Origin of the sequence: Altibacter lentus (genome assembly GCF_000746845.1) — a bacterium.
Lineage (GTDB): Bacteria > Bacteroidota > Bacteroidia > Flavobacteriales > Flavobacteriaceae > Altibacter > Altibacter lentus.
In genome coordinates, this window is the sequence record NZ_KN050846.1 from 1,511,375 (window position 1) to 1,524,620 (window position 13,246).

A 13,246-nucleotide genomic window follows, 5' to 3' on the forward strand; every position below is an offset into this window, starting at 1 on the left:
TTAGTGATTCTTTACAGGGTGCAAATATAATACTTGACCAATAGAAATCGTATCAGAAACGAGTCCGTTGTATTCCTTTAACGTATCAACGGTAATGTTGAATCGGCGTGCGATGCTATATAATGTATCTCCTTTTTGCACCGCATAGGTTCCGATCTTTGAATCATCGGGGTTCAAGAAATTCGCATTGGTACCAAGCACTTCATTGTCGAACTTGGTGAGATCATAACGCTCGATGATACTAATTAATTTTTCAGGATACTTGGGATCGGTCGCATAGCCTGCTTTCCGAAGTCCTTTCGCCCAACCCTTATAATCGTCCTTTCTCAATTTAAAGAGATCTTGATATCTACTGCGCTGTGTAAGGAACAAGGAGTGATCCCTGAATGAATATTTAGGGTCCTTATATTTTCTGAAACATTCTTGGAGCTCATCGTCGTCGTGATACACACGGTCACCGGTCCATTCCTTATGACATTTTATACCAAAATGATTATTCGCTTTACTGGTAAGCTCTCCTCTTCCTGCACCGCTCTCTAAAATACCTTGTGCCAGTGTGATACTGGCCGGAATTCCATACTGCAACATTTCTTCCATTGCAATGGTGCTGTAGCTGGCGATATATGCTGAAACGATTTCGGCATAGGAAGCATCCTTTTTTGGAACAATGATCTCGGTCTTAGGCGTTTCCTCAAGTGAGGATGTAGTCTTTTCTGTCGTTTTTCGTTCCACCACAATTCTTTCGGTACGCGGTTTTTTACGGGTTTCAGTTACCCTTTTTTTCGATTTACAACCAGTGGCAAGAAGTAAGGTGATGCACAAGATCGTAAGTATTCTGTATAGCATATTAAACAATAATTTGAGGTAAGTTCCTTTGTTTCAATCGTTGGTTCATTCCGGGTATCCCTTGCAAACCGCCTGTATGGACCGCTAAAATACGGCTATTTTTTTTGAAATACCCTTTTTCTATCAAGTCCAGAATACCAAATACCATTTTACCCGTATAGACCGGGTCCAGCAATATCCCAGTATCCTCCCGGAAGTTATTTATACAACGAATCAATTGTTCATCTATTTTGGCGTAACCACCAAAACTATACGCATCGGTAATCGAAAAATTGGTCTTCGTCGTATATTGTTTCACTGTTTTTTTCTGAAATGTTCCCTGTAATGCCGAAAATCCTAGCACGGTTTGATGTGAATAGGATGACTCTACCAAACCTGCCAAAGTGCCTCCCGTTCCCACCGATGTACAAATTACATCGTACTTTTCATGATCCGAGGTGAGTATTTCGGCGCATCCTTGTACCGCTAATGAATTCGTCCCTCCCTCCGGAATGATGTAAGTTTCCGTATATTTCTTCCGAAGCAATTCTATATAACCGGCATCTTCCTTTTGTCTATATATCTCCCGTGAAATGAATTCCAGTTTCATTCCTTGTGTTTCAGCATAGGAAAGTGTGGGATTACTATCATACTTTTTTGCAAGTTCTTCACCCCTAATAATCCCTATAGTCTTAAAACCAAACATAGCACCGATTCCGGCTACGGCAGCGATATGATTGGAGTAAGCCCCTCCAAATGTAAGCAAAGTCGTACAGTTCGCATTCCGGGCCTTTTCTATATTATATTTTAGTTTTCGGTATTTATTTCCTGAAATGATAGGGTGAAGTTGATCTTCCCTTAAAATGGAAAGGGTGCATTCTCTAGCAGTAAGAACGGGCAAATGAATTTCTTGAGTTGGAATTGACGGAGTTTCAGAAAAAAGGATGGAATTCAGTGTCATACAACCCTGGCGATTATCGAGATTCGAATATTTTACAAATAACGCAAAAAACACATTGGATAGCAATAACTCTTTAAAAGATACCTAATATTTTATGTATCAGACAATTAATCTTTTAATGAACACTGCGTAAAATTCGCCTACAACGCCAGATAAAATTAACACATTCTTACGGATTTTGTTAAACTTTTATGTTGTTCGTCGATTAATTTTGTATTTCAGCGATTTATTATCATATTATTGTAGGAAATTTCCTAACAAGAAACTTATGATGAAAAAATTACTCCCTAAAATTTGTACGGTCACCTTCTTATTCTTTTGCTGTATAAATTTCTCGACAGCACAGGTAGGTATCGGCACTACGACACCTCAACCTGGATCAATTTTAGATATAAGTACCGCAGATAAAGGCCTTTTGGTCCCGCGGGTCAATATCGCAAATTTAGCAACCATCGCTCCCATTACCGGCGGCGCAACCGAAAGTCTTCTTGTATACAATACCAACACCACAACCGGTGTGGGTTTTCACTATTGGAACGGAAGTCTTTGGATCCCTATACTAAGTAAGGATTGGAAACAAGGTGGAAATGTAGGAACCAATCCCGCCACCGATTTTATTGGAACTATAGATAATGTGGGTCTTCGTTTTCGCACCAATAACATTGAGCGATTGGAGATCACCAACAGCGGACTTTTTCGAGCATTCACTGCCGGAACGGCGACCACCCCTTTATTGTCCTGGGATATTGATTCGGATACAGGGATTTTTCGTGGCACCGACGACCAATTGAATCTTGGAGCCGGTGGATTAGAATTTCTATCCTTACAAGAGAATGCTAACGATGCTCTAATTATCAACGACACAGGTGTGGATATGAATACCCGCATTGAAACCGCCAATGAAACAAATGCGTTGTTTGTAGATGGTGCCAATGATAATATTGGGTTGGGGACCGGCACACCCAATCCCAGTGCACAACTTGAAATTGCCGATACCAATAAAGGGATCTTGATCAACCGGGTGGCACTTAACGCAACCAATTCTGCTGCTCCGGTCACGAGTCCCGCTACCGGATTGCTGGTCTACAACACGGCCAATGCCAGCGCGGGAAGTACACAAGTTCTTCCAGGATTCTATTACTGGGACGGATCAAGATGGATTGCCATGGGAGGAACCGGCGGAAAGGACTGGTCTCTTGAAGGTAATGCCGGAACGAACGCAGGAATTAACTTTATTGGTACTACCGATAATACAGATTTTGTTCTACGTACAAATGACACCGAGCGGCTTCGCTTCTCAAGCGCAGGAAATGCTGGTCTCGGAAATGCCCCGTATAACAATGTGGCCTTACGAGTGAATAATGGATCTGATTTTGGTATTGTTACTGAAACTTCCAGTACCGGGGGTGGCGTTATGGCTCTGGAAAGTGGTAGCGGCGATGCACTGTCCGGTCAAAATAGTGGTACAGGTCTGGGTGTATTTGGATATGCCGCCAATACACACGGTATGTATGCAACTACGGCCTATACAGGTGGTGCCTTTTTAACAGGAGGAATCATAGGATGGGGTTCAGGCCTCAATGGTGCCAATGGTGTTCTGGCCGTAACCGATAAAATAGTATCATCGGCTTCCAATATGGGGCTACGCGCTGTATCGGGTAGTACAACATCCATCTCTTCTTCCACGGTCATGAATGTTGGTGTGAACACCAACGCTACAGATCTTGCTTTATATGCCTTAACAGAACGTCCTATTACAAGCAACGGTACTACCGAAGCCGGACGCTTTCAATCCAACTATACCGGTGACCCTCTGCTTCCGGATTCAAGGGATCCCCGTGCACAATTGGCAGGGTACGTTACAAATACCACGACTCCTATTGGGAATCAAAATGTTTATTATGGCGGGTACTTTTACAGTGGCGGATCTAATAGTAATTCATCGTATGCTTATGCCGGAGCCCGGATAGGCGGAACCAATTATAAGATTATAGGAAATGGTACTGTATCCACCATTGTAGATGGAGAGGGTGACACTAAAAAGGTAATGTTTGCTCCTGAAGCGCCCGAAGTTCTTTTTGAAGATTATGGAACGGGACAATTGGTAAACGGTACTGCCAGTATCTCTATTGACCCCATTTTTTCAAAGAATATAGTAGTGGACGCCAGCCATCCGCTAAAAGTTTTCATTCAATTAGAAGGAGATTGTAACGGCGTGTATGTTACAAACAAGTCGGCCACCGGTTTTGTGGTCAATGAGCTTCAAGGAGGTACTGCCAACGTTCCCTTTTCATGGCATATCGTTGCAAATCGTAAAAACGAAGGCGGTGGCGCTATAGACGAAAGATCGAACTATAGTGATTTGCGTTTCCCGGATGCTCCATCTCCGGTTGAAACAGATGTATTGGAATCCAAGCAAATGAAGGAATATTCACCCGCAGACTCAAAACCATCTTTAACTGCTGCTGTTTCAAAAGAAAAATAGTGACCTAAGTCACTTTTAAAGAGGGAAATACACACAAAGGGTTGCTTATTTGTGTGTATTTTCCTATAAATGTTAATTTTTTATGCTTTTGGTCGAATATTTTGAACCTTAATCGGTTTTCTTACGTATACTTGTCGTAACCAAATTGATAAAAAGTACATTATGAGACCTACTTATGCTATAAAGCTAAGTTTTTTATTCTTGTCATTAGCTTTATTCGCCCCCCAAGAAACTACAGCACAAACTGTAGGTATTAACACCACAACTCCCAATGGTATTTTAGAAGTGAACAGTCCCAATTTAGGTGTTGTGCTTCCGCGTGTTGCCTTAACCCGAACGAATATCGCTGCACCGGTGTTAAATCCCCAAGGCGGCAGTTTAGCTCCCGGAACGGTTGTTTATAACACTAACACTACAACTTCTGGAAGCAGAGATGTTGTGCCCGGGATTTATGTATGGACCGGTTCGGAATGGTTTAACAAATTTCCGAAGAAAGAATCTAAGATCGTAAAGCAGACCTCAATGTTTCAACCTCAATCCACAGGAGGTTATCAGAACATCCCCGGTATGACGGCACAAACTTTTACTCCAAAATATACAGGAACTTATAAAATTGAAGTAAGCGTAAATTACGGTGGAGGATATGTACGAGATCTGTCAGCAACCAGCACCGATGTCGCGGCACAATTAGGGAATTTTCAATTTACCTTTAACGGGACCAACCATTTAATTCCCGCAAAAACCAACTGTGTGTATTCCACTTCAGGAACGCGCTACTATGCGATCTGGCAACAGCATTCTTATTTTGTATATGTAACACTTACTGCCGGAACTAACTATTCTTGGCGTCTACGATTCGACCAATTGGCTTCGCCGGGGTTCGAAAATAACGGCGATTCAGGAACAGGTAGGGGATATATTGGTATTCCGGACCACGTACCTTGTTATGTTGAATTCACTTACGTAAGAGACTAATAAAACTGACTAACATGAAAAAAACTACAACGCAATTCCTTTGTATACTTTTCCTTATCATGAGTCATCTTTCTTTGGCTCAAGTGGGTATTGGTACTACAACTCCAAATGGGATTTTAGATATTAACAGTTCGCAGTACGGAGTAGTCTACCCCAGTGCTGCATTGACCGCTACCAATGTAGCAGCCCCTGTGGTAAATCCGCTTGGCGGTGCTTTAGCAGTTGGAACCACCATCTACAATACGAACACCACCAACACAGGTGCCAACGATGTTGAGCCGGGTATTTATTCCTGGGATGGCACTAAATGGGTAACGCATTTCTTTATCCGACAGCACGAACTTCACCAGCAAACAAGCTCTCTTAGAAGTTCATCCTCCCTAGGATTTCAATCGGTTCCCGGATTAGGGCCACTTAGTTTGAAATCATTTACAGCAGCCTATTCCGGACTTTACCGCATTGAGGTACGAGTGAACTACGGTGGCGGTAAAATGGTTAATAATGGCGATGTAAATACTGCCGTTGCGGAAGGGGATTTTCGTTTTACCTTTAACGGAACACCACATATTATCCCCGTAAAATCATTTTCAACCTACCATGCTTTTTATAATGGCGGAACTGATTTCACCAATATTTGGGGGCAGACATTTAAAACTATATATGTAAACCTAACCGCCGGGCAGACCTATAATTTTTCCTTAGAATTCGATCAATATGATGCCCCCGGATTAGAGGGGAATGGCAACTTGATTGGTGCATTAGATGGACGAGGCTATGTGGGTACAGAAATCCCTTGTTTTGTCGAAATATCGTATATCGATGAAAACTAAGATGTCCCCACAACCCAATTATAATTTAACCGAAATCATTATGAAACGATATAATTACTTACTTCTTATTACAATCCTTTCGTTCTTCGGAATAAATACCGTTTTGGCGCAAGTAGGAATTGGAACGAGTGCTCCTCAAGGAATGCTGGATCTGCAAAATAATAATGCTACCGGGTTTGTATTCCCAAAAGTTGCACTAACATCCACTGCATCTATGGCGCCTGTTGTAAACCCGAATGGTGGTGCACTAGTTGCCGGAACCATTGTTTTCAACACTGCCACTACAACAACTGGAGCAAACGATGTTTCACCGGGTATCTACGCATGGAGCGGAACACAATGGAACCCTCAATTCCTGCGGCAGGATTCGGCTTTGTACGAACAAACCACTTTGGATTTTAGGACGGTAACCGGCAGCACTTCCTATAACAATGCTTCATCAGACTGGGCGGAAGTTCCCGGATTAGGAGCCGACAAATATTTCGTTCCAAAATATACCGGAACTTATAGAATTAAAGTGAATACCAATTTTGCCGCCGGAAAGATCAATTTGCCTGTTTCAGGAAATATTGAGATGGCCACCATGGAAGGGCTCTTCAGATTTACATTTGACGGAACTCCCCATGTAGTTTACACCCATTCTTATGGATTATACAATGGAGGCATTGGAGGCGGTACTTATTACGAGCAACTAAAGCATGACACGAATACGATCCTTTACGTTCATCTAACGGCGGGACAATCTTACTATTTTAGTTTAGAAATAGATATATTCGTTGCTGACCATTTTGAGAATTCCGGTAATTCCGGAGATGGTAGAGGTCATGTAGGTGTAGGGTTGCCCTGTACTGTAGAATTTACATTTATCGACTAAAATCAATATTGAAAAGAATCATCACAATAAACCCTCATCTAATGAAAAAATTAATACTACTTGCCATTTTACTTAACAGTATGATCATCATGGCGCAAGCCCCATGTTCGGGAGGAACTGCCGGCGGCTATCCCTGTAATGGGCTTGACCTTAAAGCGTATAAACCACTTACCGGAACATTGGGACTTGGTGCCTCTTCAACCGGGAATGATTCATGGGGATGGACCGACCCTCAAGACGGAAAGGAATATGCTATTGTTGGCTTGGATAATGGTACCGCTTTCTTAGAAGTTACCGCTACCGGAGGCCTTCGCCATTTAGGGAAACTTCCTACTCATACGTCAAGCAGTTCATGGAGAGATGTTAAAGTATATCAAAACCATGCTTTCATTGTAAGTGAAGCATCGAATCATGGTATGCAGGTGTTCGATCTTAAACGGTTGAGAGGGTTAAGCGAAAACAAGAATCGTGTTTTTACCAATGATGCACATTATAATGGCTTCGGAAAAGCGCATAACATCATCATTAACGAAGATTCAGGCTTCGCTTATATTTTAGGTGCCAATGCGAACGGAAACGGTGGCCCAATTGTTTTGAACATTCAGAATCCAACAAGCCCGACATTCGCAGCATATTATGCGGGCATGGGTTATAGCCATGATGCACAGGTAATTACTTATAACGGCCCGGACACAGATTATACAGGTCGTGAGATCTACATTGGCAGTAACGAGGACAAGGTGGTGATCCTGGACGTTACTAATAAAGCCAACATTCAGCATATCTCTAACTTAGATTATAGCTATAAAAGATACACGCACCAGGGATGGTTTACCGAAGATCAACGGTATTTCCTATTAGGTGACGAACAGGATGAATATTCCGGAGGTAACGCAGGTAATAACACGCGTACCATTATCTTCGATTTTAGCGACCTAGATAATCCGGTAGAACACTTTCAGCATTTTGGTGCTACTCTGGCAATTGACCATAACGGTTATGTACGCGGGAATCGGTTTTATATAGCAAATTATTCTGCCGGGATGCGTGTGATCAAAATTTCAGACATTGCAAATCAAAACATTCAGGAGGTGGCCTATTTCGATACATACACGCCAAATAATACGGCGAATTTTAACGGTGCATGGAACGTATATCCGTATTTTGAGAGTGGTAATATCATTATTAGTAATTACGACCGCGGACTCTTTGTTGTGAAGGATCCAAATTACGATAATGTAGACCCAGTCGTGGTATGTCAACCTTTTACCGCTACCCTTGATAAGAATACCGGATCTGTTACAATTTCGGCCCTGGATGTAGACGGCGGATCTACGGACAATAAAGGCATAGTAAGCAGAACTTTGACCGGCCAGACCACCTTTACCTGTGACGATGTGGGATCTACTTTCGATGTAACGCTTACCGTGGAAGATGACTATGGAAATAAAGCTTCCTGTGTTGCCACGGTTACAGTTGCTGCTGAAACAACCGCTTACTTAGGAGGCGGATCGTGGAGCAATGGAGCCCCGGGTATTGGGTCGAATGCTAAAATTAGTACAGATTATAAAACTACCGATATCTTAAACCCTTTAAATACCAGCATTGATGCGTGTACTTGTGAAGTGGACGCTGCCAGAACCTTAACGGTCTCTGCCGGGGATTATATTAATATAACTAAAGATATCACTGTGAACGGAAGTCTTGTAGTAGAGCATACCGGAAGTGTCGTGCAAACCGATGATACGGCCACTGTGAACAACAATGGAAACAGTATTAGTGTTGCATTAGAAACCCCCATCCTACAAACCCGCGATTTTATGGTAATGGGTAGTCCCATGACGGCTGAAACGCGAAATGATGTCTTCACTAATGCATTTTTAGTACTGAACCAGAATCCGGGGAATTTTATCCCTCATCCCGGGGTTCCGGCCGGCGGAACTAACTTTGCTGATGACAATAACAATTTTTGGACTTCCTATTCTGGCAGTATTGATGTAGGAAAAGGATATATTGTTCGTCCGCAATCCGGTTATACCGACCCTGCAAATCACACTTATGCAATGACATACACTAAAGGGACATTGAATAATGGAGTTGTAAGCCGACCTATATTTTTTAACGGATTGGGAAGTAATCCCGACGGAACGCCTAACGTTTTGGCAAACCCATACCCTTCTGCGATCTCTGCGATCGATCTGATCAATGCGAACCCGTTGATCAATGAGATCTATTTCTGGGAGCATTTAACAGCTCCAAGTCCAGGCATCCCCGGTGCCGGAAGCATTAACTTTAGTATGGATGATATTTCTATGTATAATTTATCCGGCGGGGTGAAAGCAGCAAACGATCCCGGTGCTTCAACAACGCCTAATGGTGTTATTTCCACCGGACAAGGATTCGCTATTAAAGCAATGGCTGCAGGAGCTGTGACTTTCGACAACAGTATGCGCCTTACTTCAGGAAATACCACACTGCGTAACCCGGCAGATGAGCTTGAAATCGACAGGATTTGGATAAACGTTCGTAACGCCGAGTACGAAATAGGAAGCAACGCATTGATTGCATTCAATCCTACAGCAACACCACAGTGGGATGCCGGATACGACAGTCAGCGATTGGCCACTGCTATATCATTGTATTCTCATATGGACAATAACCCTATTCAATTGGGTATTCAAACAAGAGAATCTTTTGACCCAAGCACCAAGATCTCCATGGGGTTTGCCAGTCAGGTCAATGCAAACGCAGTATATACCATCTCCCTTGAAAATATGGAAGGAATGCATATTGGAGCCACTACCGTATATCTGTTGGATAATGAAACAAATATCCTTACAAATCTAAGTGAGTCCACTTATGAATTTGAAAGCAATAAAGGAACGTTCGATCAGCGCTTTACACTCATGTTCGAAAGTGACACTGTATTAGACACAGCTGCAAGTATATTAGCTTCGATTACAACCTATCCTAATCCTACCGATGATGTGGTAACGATTTATTCCCCGAACGCTGTGATAAATGATATTGAGGTGTTCGATCTAAGAGGCAGAAGAGTGGTTGAGATTATGAATAAAGAAGACCATCATTATGTGTTGAACCTATCCGATCTAGAGACAGCTATTTACTTTGTTAAAGTATCTACCGAAGTTGGTTCTATTACTAAAAAAGTCATCAAAAAATAGGATCTAGCTAACCCCCGCTTATCAATTTGTAAGAAAAGCCTTCAGAAATCTGAAGGCTTTTCTGATTTTATAGCACACAAATCTATTAAATTTTACAATTGTCGATAATACTGACACATTATCGAATACCATGTTGACTACAAGACATTTGTAAGCAATTCATTTTATCTTTATGGATCAACTTCCTAATTAATAGCCATGAAACGATCAATGTCATTTTGTTTCAGAGGGCACTTATACCTCTTTTTTTTACTCCTTCCATATATTAGTTTGTATTCACAAGTAGGGATAGGAAATACAAATCCCAATCCGGACGCCTTGTTGGAAATTGGAGATGCTACCACCAATACCAAAGGACTACTACTACCTAGGGTAGATCTTCTCGCTACAAATAATCCGTCCCCTTTGTCAGCAAATATTCAGGGGATGGTCGTCTATAACAAGAACACCGTTGCCGATGTTACACCCGGGTACTATTACAATGACGGAAGCAGTTGGGTTCGAATTGCAACTGCTACAGTACCTAGTGATGATTGGACAAAATTAGGTAATCCGGGAACATCTAATACAACGCACTTTTTAGGAACTTCCGATAATATGGCGATGCGTATCAAAACCAATTCGCTGGATCGATTTGAAATAAGCAGCGGCTCTACGCTGGCAAATGGCGGCAGGCTATGGGCATATGCCGACGGAACTGCAGCATCCCCCATCTACTCTTGGAGTTCAGATCCCAACACCGGCATGTATCGCAACAATCCGGATATCTTATTATTCGCTACGGCAGGTTCAGAACGTCTTCGATTATTGGCAAACGGGCAGATCGCCATCAACAACGGCGGGCCAATCGCTGGCGATCGCTTTACAGTGAACGGCACAAGTGATGAATCGGTTATAAACGGTTACGCTACCGGAGGAAATGGCATTGGCGTCTACGGCGAAAATGCGACTACTAATGGTGTAGGCCTTTACGGAAATACAGCCGTCGGTTTTGGGGTTATTGGAGCCAGTACGGGTGGTGGCTATGGTGTTGTAGGCGACAACACCGGCACAGGTCGGGGTGTGATTGGTTTTAGTACCAGCTCCGGATATGGAGTGCAGGGGCAAAACGACGCTACTGGAATTGGAGTTTTTGGAGCGAGTGTAGGAGTCGGTAACGGAGTCATAGGACAAAACACAGGAACCGGTCGGGGCGCCATGGGGTATAACTCAGCCAATGGCACCGGAATTCAAGGACAGGTAGATGGTGCCGGGGTAGGCGTGTTTGGAACAGCAAATCACAACTCTGGCTTTGGCGGCTATATACGAAATCAAGGCACGAACGGAGTGGGTCTGGTTGCTTCAGGTTCCAATGCAGGCCTCTTAAGTTTGTCTGGTACCGGTGCAACATTGAATGGTAGCATGGGTGGCGTAGGTTTTTCAACCAGCGCGACGGGAACAGGTATAGGTGGCGTAGGAAACAACGGCTCAAGTATTACCACTTTAACAACTGGATCGGGGGTGGCAGGGACCGGTAATTCGGGAGTTTACGCTCAAAGTAATGCCGCCACCGGTATTGGTATAGTCGCAGTAGGTAACAATAGCACAAACATTGTAATGCCAGTTAACGGCGCAGGAATTGCAGCTTCAGGTACTCGTCTGGGCGTATACGGTTACGCAGGACTTGGAAGTCGTGTAAATGGGAACCGTGGGAATTACGGGGGGCAATTTATTCTGGATACCGATAATGATATTACCACGAATGCAACAAACACCGGTACAAGAGCAACGGCCGTGCTCGCCGGTTTCGACAACATCGCTGCTGCCGGAACGGGAGGATCACCACCGGTGCTTACTGCTGCCGACAGTTATTTTGGCGGCTATTTTAGCGGCGGAAATGTGAACAATGCAACACCCAGCTATGCTTTTGTAGGCTTGCGGCACAATACGAATGCCGCCGGAAGCTCCGGCACCGATTATAAAATTATCGGTCCGGGATCGGTCTCAACCCTAATAAATGATGCACAAGGCATTCCACGTATCATGTATGCGCCCGAAACACCGGAAATTCTTTTTCAGGATTACGGTACAGGAAAATTAGTGAATGGAGAAGCACGGATTAACATAGATCCTATACTGAAAGAAGCCATATTTGTAGATGATAAGCATCCTCTTAAAGTATTCGTTACTTTAGAGGGAGAGTGCAATGGCGTATATGTAACCGATAAGTCGGCGGACGGATTTACGGTCAAGGAATTGCAAGGCGGGACCAGTAATGTACCTTTCTCATGGCAGTTAGTTGCCAATAGAGCAGACACCAAGGATGCTTCAGGCAAAGTAACATCCAAACATGTAGGTTTAAGGCTGCCCGTTGGACCCGGACCATTGCAATCTAATGCTGAAAAAGCTGAAACGATATTGCTTCAGGCAGAGCAGAATAATTCGATCCTGTTAAAAGAAGCTACTATTATGGAGACCAGCAAAAAAGACCTTCCCAAGAAAAGAACGAATCAAAACGATAGTGCAATGCTATCAAAGGAGAAAAGTGATACAAACTCCACTATGGAAAAAGAAAATTAATTCAGGAAATAGATAAAGCGCCAAAAAGACCTCTTTTTTAAATAATCGAGGTCTTTTTCATGTGTATAGGCTTCACGCTCAAAACTAATGTTTTTATAAGCTTTGTAGCGGTCTTTATACTGAAGAAGCCTAATAACATACTCCAACATATACCATACATAGAAAGGCAGTACAAGTAATTCTGCCTGTTGCCGAAAATGGATTCGTTCGTGATTCAAAAAAACTAAATCTTTCCGGAGACCACTATGTTTCAGAATAATGAAAGGCCACAGGGTAATTCCCGAAAAACTTTTCCGAAGCAAAAAACGATTCACCACAACTATCATTTGTTCAAGGTAAGAAAATGTTACTTTTGTAAGATGTTATTCCCAAAGAAAAATATCCCTCTTGAGGAAGGTGATTATTATATCACCCCTGAAGGCTATAGGTGTTTTACCGAGCAATACCACTTAAAAAGAGGTTATTGCTGTGAAAGCGGCTGCCGTCATTGCCCGTACGGATTCAACCAAAAGACTCATAGCAAAAAGCGAGAATAATAGGAACAGTGCGCTT

The 13,246-nt window shown here is 42.9% G+C and carries 10 protein-coding genes; 7 read left to right on the forward strand and 3 right to left on the reverse strand.

Annotated elements, in window-relative coordinates; translation table 11 throughout:
• Nucleotides 1–846: a glucosaminidase domain-containing protein gene (locus JS40_RS07095; RefSeq protein ID WP_034259426.1), complete on the reverse strand. Its 846-nt coding sequence runs from the start codon at nt 844–846 to the stop codon at nt 1–3.
• Nucleotide 847: 1 nt separating this feature from the next.
• Nucleotides 848–1,786, reverse strand: a complete 939-nt coding sequence (locus JS40_RS07100; protein ID WP_034259427.1) for a 1-aminocyclopropane-1-carboxylate deaminase/D-cysteine desulfhydrase — start codon at nt 1,784–1,786, stop codon at nt 848–850.
• 268 nt (nt 1,787–2,054) lie between these two features.
• Here JS40_RS07100 and JS40_RS07105 point away from each other — a divergent pair, with 268 nt between their 5' ends.
• The 6 genes from JS40_RS07105 (at nt 2,055) to JS40_RS07130 (ending at nt 12,694) form a co-directional block, all read left to right on the forward strand.
• Entirely contained in the window at nt 2,055–4,271 is a 2,217-nt protein-coding gene (locus JS40_RS07105; protein ID WP_152558150.1) for an autotransporter outer membrane beta-barrel domain-containing protein, read from the forward strand.
• Nucleotides 4,272–4,433: 162 nt separating this feature from the next.
• Entirely contained in the window at nt 4,434–5,246 is an 813-nt protein-coding gene (locus JS40_RS14805) for a hypothetical protein (RefSeq protein ID WP_152558151.1), read from the forward strand.
• A 14-nt stretch (nt 5,247–5,260) separates the two neighbouring features.
• Nucleotides 5,261–6,076 (forward strand): hypothetical protein, encoded by an 816-nt coding sequence (locus tag JS40_RS07115; protein ID WP_152558152.1) that lies wholly within the window; start codon nt 5,261–5,263, stop codon nt 6,074–6,076.
• 40 nt (nt 6,077–6,116) lie between these two features.
• On the forward strand, nt 6,117–6,950 hold the full coding sequence (locus JS40_RS14810) for a hypothetical protein (RefSeq protein WP_152558153.1): 834 nt from the start codon (nt 6,117–6,119) through the stop codon (nt 6,948–6,950).
• 41 nt (nt 6,951–6,991) lie between these two features.
• Nucleotides 6,992–10,135, forward strand: coding sequence for a choice-of-anchor B family protein (locus JS40_RS15255; RefSeq protein WP_084677458.1), 3,144 nt, complete (start codon nt 6,992–6,994; stop codon nt 10,133–10,135).
• A 198-nt stretch (nt 10,136–10,333) separates the two neighbouring features.
• Nucleotides 10,334–12,694: a beta strand repeat-containing protein gene (locus JS40_RS07130; protein ID WP_152558154.1), complete on the forward strand. Its 2,361-nt coding sequence runs from the start codon at nt 10,334–10,336 to the stop codon at nt 12,692–12,694.
• On the opposite strand, the gene JS40_RS07135 is transcribed toward JS40_RS07130, so the two are convergent.
• The gene (locus JS40_RS07135) at nt 12,691–12,912 is read right to left on the reverse strand and encodes a hypothetical protein (protein ID WP_316932510.1); all 222 of its coding nucleotides are present in this window, start codon (nt 12,910–12,912) and stop codon (nt 12,691–12,693) included. The genes JS40_RS07130 and JS40_RS07135 overlap by 4 nt on opposite strands.
• Nucleotides 12,913–13,053: 141 nt before the next feature.
• On the opposite strand from JS40_RS07135, the gene JS40_RS15455 reads away from it, so the two are divergent.
• Complete coding sequence (locus JS40_RS15455) at nt 13,054–13,230, forward strand: C1orf53 family protein (protein ID WP_160172957.1); 177 nt, start codon at nt 13,054–13,056, stop codon at nt 13,228–13,230.
• Nucleotides 13,231–13,246: the final 16 nt, after the last annotated feature.